Here is a 17,144-nt window from a genome sequence, read left to right on the forward strand (position 1 = left end):
AGCGTGAAAAGAGGGCGGATTTTCAGTTCCGAAGAAGGGAACCAATTTCAGTGGAAATGAAGGGAACCGTGCGCTAGGATCGCTCCAGTTGAATGAACCAGTCCGCCTACCTCAACCGGATCGCGACCGCTCGCTCAGCGAGGCCTGCAACGACCTCGCAGGAAGCCTACGCCCAAGTGGACCGGATGGCGAAATCGACGAATGGTCGGTTTACGACGAAAGTTTCCGCCGACTTGTCCGATGGGCGCAAGGGGCTGGATGCCACTTCGAAGGGCTCCAGCCGCTGAAAGAAGGCGGCCGGGAGCACGACCTGACGTACGACGAGGAAATCCGGACTTGGCTGAAATTCACCAAGCCTGCTGCCGCAGGTTACATTGTTTCATTCGAATCATGTGCTCCAGCCTTGGAGCCTGCACTTCCTTTGGAGTATCTTGATCGGATCGATCTCCAGAATGAACTTTTCGCCGATCAGGTAACGTTCGTCGGAATCGGAGGGGCGCGTCGTTCTCCGCGAATCATCACCCGACAGCCCCACATCAAGGGATCATCGGCATCTCCCGATGAGATCATCTACCTGATGATCTCCGCACTGGGTTTCAGACAACTTCCGGCGCGTTTCTCTGTCGGCTACGCGGATTCCCTCGCATTCATCCGGAACAACGTTGCCGTTTTCGACCTGAGGCCAGCCAACGTGGTGAGAACGCCTGAAGGCTTGATCGTCCCGATTGATTGCATCCCTGCCCGCCTGGACGCCGATGCACGTTCAATTCTCGGCTAGGCTTTGCCTTCGGACATCGCGTTGCAGCCCCCAACAAAAAACCCGGCTTGGAGGCCGGGAGAGAGATGGTGCGCGCTGCAGGGTTCGAACCTGCGACCCCATCCGTGTGAAGGATGTGCTCTACCACTGAGCTAAGCGCGCCTTGATGTTGCCGCCCGGAATCGGGCGGGCCGGAGGATTATGGATCCGGTGATGGCTTGGCAAGCAATTCAGTGAAAATCTCCGGAGGTTTTTTTGCGGGCCTCGCCCCGCCCTTGGCGGAGGAGCCGCACTCCGGAAATTCGCCTTCCCGGTCAAACTTCCTTCACGTCCGTGGACGGGCCGTTCTTCTGGACGGAGGCGATGCCGTTGTCGCGGGCGGCGGTGGAGGAATACATCTCGCTCTGGCCGATCACGACGCCGTTTTTCGCCTTGAGGACGAAATAGGGTTCCCCTTTCGCGGAGTCCTTGCGCTCGAAATTCCCGTCGTCCGGAGAGTGCTTCTGCACGGAGGCGATGCCGCTGAGAACGTCCGCCTTCGTGGCGTAGCCCTGGCTGCTGAGGATGACCTGGCCGTTGCCGGCCTTGAGGTTGAAGCGGAACTTTCCGGCGGCGTCGGTCTTGATTTCGTAACTCATGGATCTTTGGGGATTCGATTCATCCGCCATTGTCCAGAAACCCGGAAAAATGCAAGAACGCATGCATTCCGCGCGACGCATTTCTCCGCATTCCCCCTCCGTCCTTGCCTCACGACGGATGAACACCGAGTCTATCCGCATGCCCGCTGATGTCGTCTCCCTGCTCCAGCATCTGGTCCGGATCCCCTCGGTCAATCCGGAGAATACCCCAGGCACCGACCTGACCGGAGAGGCGGAGATGGCGAAGTTCCTGAGCGGCTGGCTGGAGGCACTGGGCGCGGAGGTCACGCTGGAGGAGATCCGCCCGGGCAGGCCCAACCTGATCGCCCGCTTCGCGCCGACGGATGGCCGCCCGCGGGTGCTTTTCGGCCCGCACCTGGACACGGTTGGCGTGGGTGGCATGACCATCGATCCCTTCGGCGGGGACATCCGTGACGACAGGGTGTGGGGGCGCGGCGCGTCCGACACGAAAGGCCCGATGGCTGCGATGCTGTGGGCGCTGCGCCAGACGCGGGAACTCCAGAAAAGTTCCCCCATTGCCTTCGACTTCGTGGCATTCATGGGCGAGGAGTCGAACCAGTGGGGATCAAAGGATTTCGCAAAGAACCACGCGCAGGAATACACCTTCGCGCTGGTGGGCGAGCCTACCTCGATGGAGGTGGTGCACGTCACGAAAGGCTCGCTCTGGACGACCCTGCGGACGACCGGAAAGGCGGCGCACAGCTCCCAGCCTCAGCGCGGGGAGAACGCGGTGATGAAGCTGGCACGGGCACTGGACACACTGGACCACCACCTGGGGACAAAGCTGGCCACCTTCACCCATCCGGTGCTGGGCACGTCCACGATGAACGTGGGTGTCTTCAACGGCGGTTCCCGGCCCAACATCGTGCCGGATCTGGCGAATGCCGTCATCGACATCCGCATCACCCCTTCCCTCGCGGAAAGCGGCGGCGCGCTGAAGCTGCTGGCGGACACCATCGCGGACTTCGACCTGCCGGTGGAGATCGTGAACCCGCATGAGAATCCGCCGATGGAGACGCCGGCGGATCATCCGGTGATCAAGGCGTTGCTGGCCGCCGGATCAAAGCTGGCGGGAGCGCCGTGGTTCTCCGATGCGGCGCATCTTTCCGACGGCGGCATCCCCAGCATCTGCATCGGCCCCGGGTCGATCGACCAGGCGCACACGGTGGATGAGTTCATTTCCATCGACGACCTCGAAAAAGGAGCGGCTTTCTTTGAGAAATTCATCCGCGATCTCGCAACGAAGTGACGATTCCGCACGTAGTATCGCCTGAATTTCATGTCGTCCCTCCAAGGTAAAACACTACTCGTCACCGGTGCCTCCAGCGGCATCGGCCGTGCGCTCTGTGAACTGCTGGTCGCCCGCAACGCGAATGTGCTTGGGGTGACCCGCAATCCTTCCGCCCTGTCGGAGGATGTGTCCCCCATCGTGGCGGATCTGACGAAACGTGAGGAGATCTCCTCCATTTTCCACGGACTGGGAAAGATCGACGGATTGGTGAACTGCGCGGGGGTCGCCTACCTTTCCAGGATCATCGACGGAAATCCGACGGACTGGGAGGAGATGTGGCGCGTGAACGTGATGGCGCTCTCCCAGTGCTGCCAGCTTTCCCTGAAACACTTCCCCGCCAATGGCGGCCGGATCGTGAACGTCTGCTCCATGAGCGGGCACCGTGTGCCGCCGTCAGGTGGCTTTTACGCGCCGACGAAGTTCGCCGTGCGGGCGGTGACGGATGCACTGCGCAGCGAGCTGAAATCCATCGACTCCCCCATCCAGGTGGGATCGGTTTCCCCGGGCTTCGTGGACACGCCGATGCTGGAGCAGTATTTCCGGGGCCGGGAGGAATCCCTGACAAAGACCAAGGCGGCGATGAAGATGCTGGATCCCTTTGATGTCGCGTGGACCATCCTTTGCATCCTGGAGGCCCCTCCGCACGTGGAGATCGGTGACATTCTCGTGCGTGGCAGCGGCCAGCACATGTAGTAGGGTGGCCGTGGATCCATGACGCCGCTGAGAGCCATCCTGTCCGTCCTGCTGGCGGCGTACGCCCTGCTTCTTTCCTCCTGCATCGACGGGCGGGAGGAGGTGTGGCTGGAGGCGGACGGCAGCGGACGGGCGCATTTCCGTTACAACATCCCCGCGACCGCGGCGAAGTTCCAAGGTGGCACGGAGGGCGTGGAGGAGCTGCTGGATTCGCTGCTGGCGGACTTTCCCGGCTCGACTTCCGAAGTGTTGATGGACGGGGACCGGCTGAAGATCGAGGTGAAGCTGGCGTTCACCTCCGTGGAGGAGATTTCAAAGGTGAAATCCTCCATCGAAGGCAAGCGTGTCCCCGGATCACTGGAGCATCTGGCCGGAATTTTCGAAGTGAAGCGCGAGGGGCTGGCGGTGGACTTCACGAGGACCGTCTCCCCCGGGAAGGCGCTCCCGACCGCGTTCATCCCGTCTTCGGAATTCCGCAATCGCAGGCTGACCTACATCCTCCACCTGCCGGTGGTGCCGCAGGAATCCACCGCCACACGGACGGAGAACGGAGGGCTGACCCAGATCTGGGACCAGCCGTTGTCCGCCGCCATCCGCAAGCCGGTGGTGATCCATTTCAAGGCAAAGATCCCGGTGCCGGGCTGGATCATTGCAGCGGGAGCGGGACTGGCGTCGGTGATGGCCGGTGGGGTGTTACTGGTGGTAAGGAAGATGCGGAGGAAGTAAGGCTCCCTACTTGCCATTGGCGGGAGCCGTTGCATCCTCTGCGCATGTTCACAGGACTTGTTGAAGCCACCGGCACCGTTGTCTCCCTGACCTCCCTCGGGGAGCAGGCGAAGCTGCTGCTGGACATCCCGTTTGCGGAGGAACTGGCCCTCGGCGACTCCGTGGCGGTCAACGGTTGCTGCCTCACCGTCGCTTCCTTCGAGCTAGGCGGCGTGACCTTCGACATCCTCAGCCAGACGCTGAAGGTCACCTCTCTGGGCCACCTGAAGGAAGGCTCCACCGTCAATCTGGAGCGCGCGCTGCGCGTCGGCGACCGGCTGGGCGGGCACTTCGTGCAGGGGCATGTGGACGCCACCGGCGGCATCATCGCCATCAGCCCGCACGGGCAGGACCACATGCTGGAGATCTCCCTGCCACCGGAGATCCACCGGCTGTGCATCGACAAGGGATCGCTGGCCATCGACGGCATCTCCCTGACCATCGCGGAGTTGCGGGAAAGCAGCGCCGTGTTCTGGATCACCCCGCACACGTGGGACCACACGCACCTCAGCGCGGCGGCGGAAGGCCAGCCGGTGAACCTGGAGGCCGACCTGCTGGCAAAGCACGTGGACAAGTTGCTGGCGGCACGCGCCTGAGCCGCATCCCTCCGCCGCATGCGGGCGGAGGGCTTTGCTGATGCCCCTTACTTGAACAGCGGGTCTTCCTTGTTCCCCTTGCTCAGCAGGTAGGCCAGCAGGTCCAGGATGTCCGTGTCCTTGCAGGTGTTGAGCAGGCCCGGTGGCATCATGCTGGTCTTGCTTTGGTCCATGGCCTTGATCCGCTTGCGGTCCACGGAAGTGACGGCGTCCGGATTCATCATGTCCGTGTTGAGCATCAGCTTGTCGCCGCTCAGATTCATGATGCGGCCATAGACCTTCGAGTCGTCATTGAGGGTCACTTCGAGCTGACCGTATTGGTCGCTGATCTCCTTGTTCGGCTCGATGATGTGCACCAGCAGGTCACGCGGGCTGTATTTACCCGCCACGCTGGTCAGATCCGGGCCGATGGCGCCGCCCTCGCTCCCGAAGCGGTGGCAGGCGAAGCAGGCCGTCGCACCGAAAAGGTTGCGGCCATTCTCATAGTTCCGCCCGCCTTCCAGACCCACCGCCAGCACCGGGTCGATGTCCTCCACCTTCCATTCCTTGACGAAGTTCCGGCCCGCGTAGTCGAACTCCGGACCCTTCACCTCCGGCTTGGCCTCGAGGATGGGCTTGAGCTTCACCTTCTCCTCCTCCGTCAGTCCGGCGATGGCGTCCTTCCTGAGATCCGCCATGAACATCGGGAAGCTGGCACCACCTTTCAGCAGCGGAGCGCGCAGGCAGACCCACTTGAAGAACCGCTCGCGCAGTTCCGGAGTCCAGCCCGCCTTGGCCAGCCGCAGGTTCTTGGCATGCGCGATCTGTTCCTCCTGGGTGGGTGCGGTTTCCAGGATGGCCACCGCCTTCGGCAGGAAATCCGCATCCTTCAGATAGACCAGCACTTCCGCCAGATCGACATCCAGCCATGGTTCCTTCGTCGGGAACAGCGCGCCCAGCTTCTTCGCCACCTTCGCGCGCACGGCTTCCTCCGGCTCACCGAAGCGGGCGAACGCAAGCTGGTAGTTACGCACGTAGGTTTCGCGGTCCAGGCCCTTGAGCTTGGAGAAGTCGATCCGGTCCAGGGAATCCAGCACCGGTCCCAGCAGGGCCTTGTCCCCTTCCCCGGCACGGCACAGCGCCATGAGTGCGGTCAGCGAGGCACGCGGATCCTTTTCCGCCAGCGCCCGGTCCTTCCACTGCGCCACCGGTTGGTGCTCGACAGCGATGCGGGCGGCGAAGCGGATCAAGCGATCCTCATGGCCGAAGTATTTCCAGGCGAAGTCCACCGCCCTCGCGTCCTGCTTGCCGTGGAAGGCTTCCAGTTGGTGACGGAGCCCCAGCAACGGCGGGGCCTCCGGAGCGGGTGCCGGGGCTGCGGGTGAAACGGCCGTCACGCGGTAGAGTCCGCTCTGCACGCGGCGGCCGCCGATCATGAAATACATCGCCCCGTCCTTCGGGTTCACGGACAGGTCGGTGAGGGGCAGCGGGTTCGCGGTGATGAACTCCTCGAAGTCCGCCTTGTAGCCCGCGCCGTCCGGCTTCAGGTGCACGGCGTAGAGCTTTCCATAGCTCCAGTCCGCGACGTAGAGCGCGTTCTGGTATTTCGCAGGGAACTTCGTGCCATAGCCGAAGGAGACGCCCGTCGGGGATCCCGGACCGATGTCGGACACGGGAGGCAGTCCGTCCTCCCAGCGCACCGGCCATTTCTTGGAAAGTGAGCGCCAGCCATACTCACCGCCGCTGATCACCTCGCACACGCGGGTGGGACGGTACCACGGCACGCTGAAGTCCCACTCCATGTCAGCGTCATAGGTGAAGAGGGAGCCATGCTTGTCAAAGGCGGCGTCATATTGGTTGCGGAAGCCGGTGGTGACCAGCTCCCACTCTTTGCCGTCCTTGTCGGTCTTCGCCACCCAGCCTCCGGGGGCCATCACCTCGCGCATGAAGCCGCGGCCGACCAGCGGCGGCTCCAGCAGGTTGTCCTCCGCCCAGTGCTTCGGCACGCGGCTGCCGCTCATCTCCGTGATGGGCGTCTGGTTGCCTACGACCACGTAGAGGGATTTTCCATCAGGCCCTGGCAGGACGGCGTGCGGCCCGTGCTCGCCACCCGCAGGGGCGAACTGGCGGAGCTGCTCCACCTTGTCCAGGACGTCATCCTTGTTGGTGTCCGTCACGCGGTAGAGGCCGCGCGGATACTTGCCGGAGTTGGTGACCGCGTAGAGCGAGCCGAACGCCCAGCAGAGCCCCTGCGCCTCGCCCAGTTGCACCGGGATCGGCTCCACCTTGGTGTCCTCCGGCTTTCCGCCGATGGCGGGCACCGTCACGCGGAAAAGCCCGCCGTACTGGTCGGAAACGATGAGCCGTCCCTTGTCGTCGAAGCAGGACACGACCCATGAACCCTCCGTGGCCATCTTCACGGTATGGAGCAGCTCCACCTTGAAGCCTTCCTTCACCTTGATCGCTGCCACCGGAGTGGCCTCCGGCTCCTTCACGTCCGCCACGTTGTCGAGCGTCTTCGCCTTGATCTGTCCGGCCCATGGTCCCTCCCCTGCCAGACCGACGGGCACGGCGGACGCCCAGCCGCTGTCGTCCAGCGTCGCCGAGGTGTTCCAATCCTTCCCGCCCTTTGCGGAAACTTTCCATGAGGCGTCGGTGACGATCTCCTCCTTCTTCCCTTCCTTTTCGATGACCAGCTTCGCGATGAAGCCGGCGGCGCCATTGCCACGGTTGACCGCCTTGACGGCGATGAGGTTGTTTCCCTTCACCAGCGCCGGGGTGATGTCCACGCTGGCCGGGTTCTCCCACTCCTTGCTCGCCGCCATCTTCTTGCCGTTCACGAAGACGGCCATTTCGTTGTCACAGGTGGCCGAAAGGCGGACTTTCTCCCCTCCCTGGACGGTGAATACCTTGCGGATGTGGAGTTCCTGACCGTCGGCCCCGCCTTTTTTATCCCAGATCCACGAAGGGGTCTTCTCCTGGGCATGGAGCGGGAGTGCGGAAAGAAAAATGGCGGCCAGGGCAGGCCGCAGGAACAGGGACGGGGTAGGTCGCATGGGTTGTCGGGAAAGGTGGGATTTCTAACGGTCGCAGGCTGGGCCAAATTTCAAAACCGGACCAGAAAAAACCATTTTTCCAAAGAAAAACACAAATAAACCCATACTCCGTCACAGGTTTCACCTCCGCGAAACTCACTCTTTCTGGCGGTTGCGCACGGATACTGCTTAGTTGTGCGCGACATGACTCGGGAACACGAACGCCTTGCCGAAGACAAGGAGCGCGAGAAAAACTGGAAGCGCTGGGGGCCCTACCTCAGCGAGAGGCAGTGGGGTACCGTCCGTGAGGACTACTCCGAGCATGGGAACAGTTGGGCGAACTTCCCCCACGACCAGGCCCGGCGGCGTGCCTACCGCTGGGGTGAGGACGGCCTGAACGGCTGGAGCGACCGCCAGTGCCACCTTTGTTTCGCGCCCGCGCTTTGGAACGGCCAGGACACCATCCTGAAGGAGCGGCTTTTCGGTCTGGGCGGGAACGAGGGCAACCACGGGGAGGATGTGAAGGAGTGCTACTACTACCTGGACTCCACCCCCACCCATTCCTACACGAAGGCACTCTACAAGTACCCGCAGGTCACCTACCCCTACACCGCCATCCGCGTGGAGAACCAGCGGCTGGGCCGTACCGGTCCGGAGCTGGAGATCGCGGACATGGGAGTCTTCGACGGCGGCCGCTACTTCGACGTCATGCAGGAAGTGGCGAAGCGCTCGCCGGACGACCTGCTGTGGAAGATCACCGTCACCAACCACGGCCCGGAGGCAGCCCCCATCCACGTCCTGCCCAGCCTGTGGTTCCGCAACGACTGGGTCTGGGGCAACGAGCGGGACATGCCGCTGCTCAAGCCGGTGATCTCACTGGAGGAGGAAGGCATCACCGCGTTCCATGAAAAACTGGGCACCTACCGCTTCATCGTGGACTCACCGGATGTCGGCGGCTTTCCATGGTTGTTCACCGAGAACGAGACGAACAACCAGTCGGTCTTCGGCACGGAGAACATCACACCCCATGTGAAGGATGCGTTCCACAACTTCATCATCAAGGGCCAGAAGGACGCCGTCTCCCCGAACCCCACCGGCACGAAGACCGCGGCCCACCTCCAGTTCACGGTGCCTGCGGGAGGGTCCGTGGTCATCCGCTGCCGCCTGCACTCCATCAAGGAGGACAACGGCATCACCGGGCTGGAGCAGTTCGACGAAACGATGACGGCCCGCGCCGGGGAAAGCGATGAGTTCTACGACCAGGTCATCCCCTCCGGCATCTCCGCGGATGAGCGCATGATCTGCCGCCAGGGCTACGCCGGGTTGCTGTGGACGAAGCAATATTTCCACTACGTGGTGGAGGACTGGCTGAAGGGCGACCCCGCGATGGCGAAGCCGCCGGCCAACCGCTATGAGGGCCGCAACAACGACTGGCCCCACTTCTACGCCCGCGACATCCTCTCGATGCCGGACAAGTGGGAGTACCCGTGGTTCGCCGCATGGGACACCGCCTTCCACATGCTGCCCTTCGCGGCGATCGACCCGGCCTTCGCGAAGCACCAGCTCCTGCTCCTGCTGCGGGAGTGGTACATGCACCCGAACGGCCAGCTCCCCGCCTACGAGTGGAACTTCTCCGACGTGAACCCGCCCGTCCACGCGTGGGCGGTCTGGCGGGTCTACAAGATCGCCGACAAGAAAGGCGAGCGTGACATCCTCTTCCTGGAGCGCGCGTTCCAGAAGCTGCTGCTCAACTTCACCTGGTGGGTGAACCGCAAGGACGTGGAGGGACGCCATGTGTTCGCCGGGGGCTTCCTCGGGCTGGACAACATCGGAGTCTTCGACCGTTCCTCCTCCCTGCCCGGTGGTGGCCGCCTGCACCAGGCGGACGGCACCGCGTGGATGGCTTCCTTCTGCCTGACCATGCTGGCCATGGCGCTGGAACTGGCGCTGCAGAAGCCCGCCTACGAGGACATCGCCTCGAAGTTCTTCGAGCATTTCGTCAGCATCACGGACGCCATGAACTCCCTGGGGGGCACCGGCCTGTGGGATGAGCAGGACAGCTTCTATTACGACCAGCTCATCATCGACCATGAGGACCCCATCCCGCTGCGCATCCGCTCGCTGGTGGGGCTGCTGCCTCTCTGCGCGGTGACGGTGCTCAAGCAGAAGACGATCGACTCCCTGCCCGGCTTCCGCAAACGGATGGACTGGTTCCTGACCAACCGCCCGGAGCTGCTGAAATACATCACCGTCCGCCGCGTGCCCGGCAGCAAGAATCCGGGCCGCTGCCTGCTGGCCATCCCATCGGAGGCACGGCTGCGCAAGTGCCTGCAACGCATGCTCAGCAAGGAGGACTTCCTTTCCAACTTCGGCATCCGCTCGCTCAGCAAGGCGCACTGGAAGAAACCCTTCGTCTTCGAGCATGCGGGCCAACGCCACGAGGTGGCCTACACCCCGGGCGAGGCGACCACAGACATGTTCGGCGGCAACTCCAACTGGCGCGGACCGATCTGGTTCCCCATCAACTTCCTCATCATCGAAGCGCTGGAGAGATACTACTACTTCTACGGCGACACGTTCACCATCGAGCATCCCACCGGCTCAGGAAAGATGAAGACGCTGCTGGAGGTCGCCATCGACCTGTGCGACCGGCTCATCTCCCTGTTCATGCCGGATCACAAGGGCTACCGCCCCTGCTTCGGCGACGCGGAACGCTACACGGACGTGCCGCACTGGCAGAACCTCCTCCTGTTCCACGAGTACTTCCACGCGGAGACCGGCGAAGGATTGGGCGCCTCCCACCAGACCGGCTGGACCGCACTGGTGGTCCGCCTGGTCCGTGAGCGCCGCGAGAAGCTGGTGAACCCGCAGAGCATGTGCGCCATCCAGGGCGGCAAGGAAGTGAACCCGGTGAGGTAAAGAGGGAGGACACTCCTGTCCTCCGGCTGCAATGGGAACCCATGGCAATGGGGTTTCCTAACAGAACAGCCACGTTCCTTCATTCGCCAATGCCCGGTGGACAGCAATGGGAGCGAAGCGAACATTGCGGCAGAGACACCATGTCCGTCCTCCTTACTCGGCGGTAATGGCGGATCAGAGAGAATTTACCGCAAAGCCGCGGAGGGCGCAGAGAAAACGCAAAGAAAGGAAAGAAGATAACCCGCAGTGAATCTTCCGAAGTCTGACAACGCTCAGAGAAACCTCATTGGTCTTTGCATATCTTTGTGGCCTCTGTGGCTTTGCGGTGATCTTTTTATGATTCGCCAATGCAGCCGGAGGACAGGAATGGGAGCGCAGCGGACATAGCGGCTCCGCCGCCATGTCCTCCCTCCTTACACTCCCAGGAAGTTGCGGATGAGACGGAGGCCTGCCTCCTGGCTTTTCTCCGGGTGGTACTGGCAGGCCAGCAGGTTCGGGCGCTCGACGGCGGCGGCAAAGCGGTCCGCCCCATATTCCGTCTCCGCGGCGATGATCGAGTCATCCGCAGGCACGGGGAAGTAGGAGTGGACGTAGTAGAAATACGGCGCCGGACCCAGGTCCCGCCAGTTGCCGGCTTCCGCCCTGCGCGGGATGACGGAGTTCCAGCCCATGTGCGGCACTTTCAGCCCCGGTTGGTCGATGAAACGCTTCACCCCGCCCGGCAGCACGCCGAGACCGGCGACACCGGGCGTTTCCTCGCTCCATTCGAAAAGGATCTGGTAGCCCAGGCAGATGCCCAGGTACGGCCTCCCGTCCAGGACCCACTGCCGGATCGGCTCGATGAGGCCGCGCTTCGACAGTTCGTCCATGCAGTCACCGAACGAACCGACGCCCGGCAGGACCAGATGGGTGGTTCCTTCCGGAATGCCCGGTCCTGCGGTGATGTCAGGCTCCACGCCGATGGCACGCAGCGCGTTGGCGACGCTGCGGAGATTCCCGGCGCCGTAGTCGATGAGGGAAACCTTCACAACGCCTCCTTGGTGCTGGGGATGCCTTTCACCCGCGGGTCGCGCTCGCACGCGTCCCGCAGCGCCCGGGCGAGGCCCTTGAAGATGGCCTCCGCGATGTGGTGGCCGTCGCGGCCATAGAGCAGCTCGACGTGGATGTTCGCCCGCAGGTTGGACGCCACGGCGCGGCAGAACTCCTCCACCAGGGTGAAGGGCATGTTCGGCGCGGAAGCGGTGTTCGCCGGGGCGCGGAACTCCAGGTGCGGGCGGTTGCTCAGGTCCACCACCACCCGGGCCAGCGTCTCGTCCATGGGAAGGTAGCAGCAGCCGTAGCGGCGGATGCCTTCCTTCGTACCCAGTGCCTCGCGAATGCAGTCACCGATGACGATGCCGGTATCCTCGATCGTGTGGTGCCCGTCCACCTCGATGTCGCCATCGGTCTTCACGTTGAGGTCGAACAATCCGTGCTTCGAAAACAGCGTGAGCATGTGGTCGAAGAACGGAATGCCGGTGTCGATCGATGAAACCCCGGAGCCGTCCAGGTCGATGGACAGTTCGATGTCGGTTTCAGCGGTCTTCCGGCTGCGGCTGGCGGTACGGGATGCAGGCATGATGGATGGTTAGAACTGGGCGCCCTTGGCTTTGGCGGCTTCCTTGAGGATGTCGGTATATTTGGCGGGGATCTCATATTCGTCCGCCTTGGAAACAGTGTCCTGGAGGATCTCCGGATCGCTCTGCTCGCCGATGATGCGATGGATATTCCGGTAGACTTTTCCGGCGTCCTTGCCGTTGTCCTCGATGGTGTCGTCCATCTCGTCCTCGATGGTTTCCTGGGCTTCCTCGAGGGAGTCCTTGTCGAAAGGATGGGTGAGACCCCACCGCGGCTTGCTGGCATTGTCGGTTCCTGCGGATGCCTTCACCGCAGCCAGTTCCTCGGCGAGCGCGCGTTCCGCATTCGCCCGGGCATCCCCCGCCATCCGTCCGAGGCCGACGCGGCGTTCCTCGGTGCGGGCGTCGAAGGTGGCCAGTTGCTCGTCGATCTGCGCCTTGTAGGCCCGGAGGATCTGGGCTTTGAGCGGGAGAAGCGCGCGCCGGGATTCAGTGAGCTTGAAGTCCGTCTGGAGGCGGTCGATGCCGCGCATGGCGGAAAGGAGGTCGCCGCGGGCGGCGGCTTCACGGACGCGCTTCTCGATGATCCGGGCGTCGATGTCGTAGGCGTCCTTGGCGTATTCCTCCGCGGGGATGATCTTGCCTTCGAGCTTGATGCCTCCGGCGGAGGTCGCCGCGAGCTCGGACTTCAGGGTGGCGAGCATGGTTTCCGCCTGGGCGACCAGCGGGCTCTTCGGGTTTTCCTTGGTGAACTTGGTGAGCAGGGCGATGCGGCGGGAGTATTCGTCGGCCCCCGTCAGGTCCGGAGCCGGCACCAGCCCCTTGAGCGCTTCGAAGGCGACCTCATCGGTTTTCTCGGGGATGATCTCGGCGACATCCGCCTTTGCGATGGTCTTCTCGTCGCGGATGCTCTTGGTGATCTTCACGGACAGGACGTAGGAATCATCATTCTCCTTGAGGATCTTCGCGTCCAGGCGCTCGCCATTCTTCAGGACGAAGGTATCGGCGGAAGCACCGGCGGACATCAGGACACAGGCAAGCGGGATGAGGGTGGTGAGACGGGATTTCATGCAGAGTCGGGTTTTTCTGGGAGTGATGGGGAATCCGGATTGTTAATCTGACAAATACAGTTCCTTCAGGAGATCGGTGGGATTGGCAATCAATTTCCCCGTGCCATCGGGAGAAATGACTCTCACCGATCCGGCGGGAATTCCATCCGAATCTTTCGCAATCGCCCTCGGGAACCATTGCAGGGGAAGCCTCGAAACGGCGCCGGCCATCTCCGAGGACAACCCGGCTCCGACGAGGATGGACCGCGAGTGATGTTTCACCAGTGCCGCGATGATGGAGTCGGTGTAGAGCACCGGGGCGGTGGTGGCGGCGGAGGGCAGCGGTCTGCCCAGCTTGCCGAGGGATTCACGGAAATCCCCCCTGGCCCCCAGTGCCCGGGCTTCCAGTTGCGCGAAAAGCCCTCCGGTGCTGTCGTCATAGACCCGGTACGCATCGACCATGGGCAGGTCCAGAACCGCTGCGGAGGGGGATACCTCGATCAGAACGCCGTCTTTCAGGAAGGTGCCGGTCACCGTGGTGACGATGGCTTCCATCCCCTGCAGGGCAGCGGGGTCGAGCGTGATGTCCGCGACATCCTGCGCGGCCTGGGCGGCGAGGGCGTGGACGAATGCGCGCGCGTCCGTGACGGAGGGGATCCCCTGCCCGGCCACCGCTTTCAGAACCCCGTCCTTGTAGAAGGCTTGGAACGCGCGTTCCAGCAGCGCGGCGGCCTTTTCGCGGTAGGAGGCTTCACCTGTGGCGGTGTAGGCCGCGGCATAGGCGGAGACCATCCTGAAACTCGCCGATGCGCTGGGGATGTCATCCACGGGGACCTTCTTCCAACGCGCCTCGCGGAGGCCACGGAGGGTTTCCTGGGATTTGCGGAAACTGGCGGTGAAGGCGGCGGGATCCGCGCCCAGTTCCGCGGCGGTTTTTTCCAGCGTCTGCCGCAGGGACAGGGTGTTGGTCCGGAAATACCTCCGGGCACTGTCGATCTCCGGCGGCAGGTTGCCGCGTTCCTGCATGCCGGTGGCCGCGATCCACCATTCGGCATCCTGTCCGGGAAGGGCCTTGCGGATTTCCCCGACACTCCACATCCAGTCCTTCGGCGAAATGGTGTGCACCGTGCCGAAACGGAACAGGCCGTCCGTCCCGGAGAACCTGCGCTCCGCAAAGGCAAGCACACCCGCCGCCCGCTCGAGCGCGAGTTCGTCACCTGTCAGGCGATGCGCGCGGAAGAGGGCGGTGGCCACCTTCGCCTGGTCCGGACAGTTCCAGCCGAACATGGGGAGCGCCCAGGAGCGGTCCACCCTGCCGGAAAACACCCCTCCCTCCAGGGGATCGAACATCGCGCTGGTGAGCAGATCCTCCAGCATCTCCACGCTGGTTTCCTTTCCGCGGGCCTTCAGGGAGGCGGGCACACCGGGCAGCAGGCCGGAGGCCACGGCGACATCGATGGGACCGACCGGGAAAAGCCCTCCGGTTTCATCCATCGTGCGGGAGACAGGATCATAGAGGGACATCAACTGCCGCGCGCCGTTGAGGCTCTCCATGGCAGGGTCGGTGGCAGGCGTGATGTTTTTGAGGATGTCCGCCAGCCGCTGGCGGCGGTTGGTGTTGTCCAGGGCGCTGTTGCGCCGGACGTAGTCGGGATCATCCTTCCACATGCGCTCCACCATGCCATGGGACTGGAGGAAAAGTTGCTCCATCTCCTCCTGGCTGGAGCCGGAGATGGGGATCCATGCGACGGGATTCCCCCCGGGGGTCATCCAGATGAAGACGGGCATCTGGAGCTGCCGCTTGATCTCCCGGCAGAGAGGGTCCGCCAGCAGGCCCACTTCCCTGACCACATCCCCATCGACCAGGACGGGCACGTAGGTATCACGGATGGCCTTTGCGACGACGGGTTCGTTCTCCAGCCCGCGGAGGATCCAGGCGAAGTCCTGCTGCTGGGGCATGACGACCACCGCCAGCACCAGACGTTCCGCCTCTCCGGCCGCCTTGAAGGTTTCCCTGCTCCATGGCTGCCAGGGAATGGAGGATGCGGCCTGCGACTGATAGACCGGCCCCGGGACCTCCCCGATCCGGTTTCCGCGGAGACTCTCCGGAACTGCTGGAGGTGGTGGGGCGGCTGCCTCCTTCCGGTTCCGGCATGAAACGGTGCAGGCAGCGGAGAGCGCCAGCACCAACGCATACCGGCAATAACGTCTTGCGGGGGACATGGTCATTGGTTCTGCGAGAAAACCAGAATACCCCCCAGCCGCAAGGTAACAATCCCCGATCAAAGAAAAGACTTCCGGTGTGCCCCGCGGCGGGTAACCTCCCCGAAGATTTTCCACACGTGATCAGTATTGCGATTTCCAGTCAGAAAGGCGGAGTGGGCAAGACCACCGTCTCCATCAATCTCGCGCACGCTTTCGCCCGGGCAGGAGTGAAAACCCTGCTGGTGGATGCGGACCCGCAAGGATCCGTGGGACTCTCACTGACCCGCCAGTCACGGCTGCTCACCGGCTTCTACGACTTCCTGGCGGACCCCGCCATCCCGTTGGACCGCGTCATCGTGCCGACCCGGCTGGAGACCTTTTCGCTGGTCGCCAGCGGCCAGGCGAGTGACTACGAAACGGGCGGTGGAGGCATGGGCTCCCACCTCGCGCGGGTGCGTGCGTTCCTGCGGAATGTCAGCGCGCGCGGCTTCGACCTCTGCCTCATCGACACCGCCGCCGGACTCTTCGGGGTCACGGGGGACGTGATCGCCTCCAGTGATGCGGTGATGATCCCGCAGCAGTCGGAGCCACTGGGCATCCGCTCCGTGCCGAAACTGTTGGAGGGGCTGAACCGCCTGCGGGTGATGAACCCGCGGCTGACGGTGTTGGGCGTGGTCCTGACCATGGTTCAGAATGACCTGGCGGAAAGCCGTGAGGCGGCCACCGCCCTGCGTGCCCTGCTGCCACCGGAGATGGTTTTCAACACCCAGGTCCCGCGTGACGGCCTCTTTGTCCGCGCCAGCGCGCGCGGCCTCCCCATCGGCGTGCTGGAGGAAGGCGCCGGTGCCCAGGTGGTGTTCGACGCCATGCGCTCGGAGATCGAAGCGAAACTCGACATCAACGCCGCTGCCGGCGGATTCCGGAGCTGATGAACCCGATCAATCCATGGGTGGACGCGGACGAGGTGCGCCGCATGGCCGAGCGGTTGCTGGCCCCAGCACACCAACCGGACCCCGGCATCCGGGATGCCGGGTTCGACGCCGGATTCATCGGCTACGCGTCCGGTGCCCCGGCCAGCACACCACCGCCCCAACCGGCTCCAGCGCCCGCCGCCCCTCCCCCACCTCCCGTCACCATCGAGCGCACGGTCACGCCCGCACCCACGGACGGGGATGCCATTTCCTCCCCGTTCCACACGGTGACGGAGTCCCGCACGGTGGCGCGGGGTCCGTTCCTGGACCGCATCACCCGCTTCCGCGACTGGTTCGCCAGGGAATTCTCCGCCACCGGGATCTTCATCCTCGACCGCGAAGGTGCGGTGATCTTCGACGAGAACGGAAATGAGAAACTCCACTCGCTGGCGCGGAACCTCGCCCTGGCCTCCCGCAAGCCGGGTGCACCACCCGCGAACGTGCGGCTGAAGATCGGCACACGGGCCATCCTGGAGGTCATCCCCGTGGACACCACCTACGGGTATTTCGTGCTTGCCGCCATCGTCCCGGACATCCTCCTTCCCCCCGCCATCGCCTCGGTGATGGACGGACTGGCAAAGGCAGCGTCTCCGCCCGTCGCTTGAGAAA

At 63.5% G+C, this 17,144-nt stretch carries 14 protein-coding genes and 1 tRNA gene; 8 read left to right on the top strand and 7 right to left on the bottom strand.

The annotated features are described in order from the left end of the window. Positions 1-88: 88 nt before the first annotated feature. Positions 89-778 carry a hypothetical protein gene (locus tag OVA24_RS15125; RefSeq protein WP_267670757.1) on the top strand — a complete coding sequence of 230 codons (690 nt, stop codon included), beginning with the start codon at positions 89-91 and terminating at the stop codon, positions 776-778. Between the two features lie 66 nt (positions 779-844). On the opposite strand, the gene OVA24_RS15130 is transcribed toward OVA24_RS15125, so the two are convergent. Both OVA24_RS15130 and OVA24_RS15135 read right to left on the bottom strand, forming a co-directional pair. After that, positions 845-919, bottom strand: a tRNA-Val gene (locus OVA24_RS15130). A gap of 152 nt (positions 920-1,071) precedes the next feature. Continuing rightward, on the bottom strand, positions 1,072-1,395 hold the full coding sequence (locus tag OVA24_RS15135; protein ID WP_267670758.1) for a YegP family protein: 324 nt from the start codon (positions 1,393-1,395) through the stop codon (positions 1,072-1,074). A 139-nt stretch (positions 1,396-1,534) separates the two neighbouring features. On the opposite strand from OVA24_RS15135, the gene OVA24_RS15140 reads away from it, so the two are divergent. Genes OVA24_RS15140 through OVA24_RS15155 form a run of 4 tightly spaced genes read left to right on the top strand, consistent with a single transcriptional unit; the run spans position 1,535 to position 4,761 of the window. After that, the gene (locus tag OVA24_RS15140) at positions 1,535-2,665 is read left to right on the top strand and encodes a M20 family metallopeptidase (protein ID WP_267670759.1); all 1,131 of its coding nucleotides are present in this window, start codon (positions 1,535-1,537) and stop codon (positions 2,663-2,665) included. Positions 2,666-2,695: 30 nt separating this feature from the next. Further along, complete coding sequence (locus OVA24_RS15145) at positions 2,696-3,400, top strand: SDR family oxidoreductase (RefSeq protein WP_267670760.1); 705 nt, start codon at positions 2,696-2,698, stop codon at positions 3,398-3,400. Positions 3,401-3,418: 18 nt separating this feature from the next. Further along, entirely contained in the window at positions 3,419-4,126 is a 708-nt protein-coding gene (locus OVA24_RS15150) for a hypothetical protein (RefSeq protein WP_267670761.1), read from the top strand. A gap of 44 nt (positions 4,127-4,170) precedes the next feature. Further along, positions 4,171-4,761: a riboflavin synthase gene (locus OVA24_RS15155; protein ID WP_267670762.1), complete on the top strand. Its 591-nt coding sequence runs from the start codon at positions 4,171-4,173 to the stop codon at positions 4,759-4,761. A 47-nt stretch (positions 4,762-4,808) separates the two neighbouring features. Here the strand turns inward: OVA24_RS15155 and OVA24_RS15160 are convergent, their stop codons facing one another. After that, on the bottom strand, positions 4,809-7,796 hold the full coding sequence (locus OVA24_RS15160) for a c-type cytochrome (protein WP_267670763.1): 2,988 nt from the start codon (positions 7,794-7,796) through the stop codon (positions 4,809-4,811). 183 nt (positions 7,797-7,979) lie between these two features. Here OVA24_RS15160 and OVA24_RS15165 point away from each other — a divergent pair, with 183 nt between their 5' ends. Further along, the gene (locus OVA24_RS15165) at positions 7,980-10,694 is read left to right on the top strand and encodes an MGH1-like glycoside hydrolase domain-containing protein (RefSeq protein WP_267670764.1); all 2,715 of its coding nucleotides are present in this window, start codon (positions 7,980-7,982) and stop codon (positions 10,692-10,694) included. 413 nt (positions 10,695-11,107) lie between these two features. Here the strand turns inward: OVA24_RS15165 and hisH are convergent, their stop codons facing one another. The 4 genes from hisH to OVA24_RS15185 are packed head-to-tail and all read right to left on the bottom strand — an operon-like array spanning position 11,108 to position 15,582. Then, the gene (gene hisH / locus OVA24_RS15170; protein WP_267670766.1) at positions 11,108-11,722 is read right to left on the bottom strand and encodes an imidazole glycerol phosphate synthase subunit HisH; all 615 of its coding nucleotides are present in this window, start codon (positions 11,720-11,722) and stop codon (positions 11,108-11,110) included. After that, the gene (gene hisB / locus OVA24_RS15175; RefSeq protein WP_267670767.1) at positions 11,719-12,312 is read right to left on the bottom strand and encodes an imidazoleglycerol-phosphate dehydratase HisB; all 594 of its coding nucleotides are present in this window, start codon (positions 12,310-12,312) and stop codon (positions 11,719-11,721) included. The genes hisH and hisB overlap by 4 nt, the downstream gene beginning before the upstream one ends. Before the next feature lie 9 nt (positions 12,313-12,321). Beyond that, a complete protein-coding gene (locus tag OVA24_RS15180; RefSeq protein ID WP_267670769.1) occupies positions 12,322-13,380 on the bottom strand; it encodes a PTPDL family protein in 1,059 nt (352 codons plus the stop codon). Between the two features lie 42 nt (positions 13,381-13,422). After that, on the bottom strand, positions 13,423-15,582 hold the full coding sequence (locus OVA24_RS15185) for a DUF255 domain-containing protein (protein ID WP_267670770.1): 2,160 nt from the start codon (positions 15,580-15,582) through the stop codon (positions 13,423-13,425). Positions 15,583-15,701: 119 nt separating this feature from the next. Between OVA24_RS15185 and OVA24_RS15190 the strand changes: the two genes are divergently transcribed. Together OVA24_RS15190 and OVA24_RS15195 are read left to right on the top strand one after the other, a co-directional pair. After that, positions 15,702-16,493, top strand: a complete 792-nt coding sequence (locus OVA24_RS15190; RefSeq protein ID WP_324287862.1) for a ParA family protein — start codon at positions 15,702-15,704, stop codon at positions 16,491-16,493. Continuing rightward, positions 16,493-17,140 carry a hypothetical protein gene (locus OVA24_RS15195; protein WP_267670771.1) on the top strand — a complete coding sequence of 216 codons (648 nt, stop codon included), beginning with the start codon at positions 16,493-16,495 and terminating at the stop codon, positions 17,138-17,140. The genes OVA24_RS15190 and OVA24_RS15195 overlap by 1 nt, the downstream gene beginning before the upstream one ends. The last annotated feature ends 4 nt before the right edge of the window (positions 17,141-17,144 follow it).

The sequence above is a fragment of the Luteolibacter sp. SL250 genome (assembly GCF_026625605.1).
Taxonomy (GTDB): Bacteria; Verrucomicrobiota; Verrucomicrobiia; order Verrucomicrobiales; family Akkermansiaceae; genus Luteolibacter.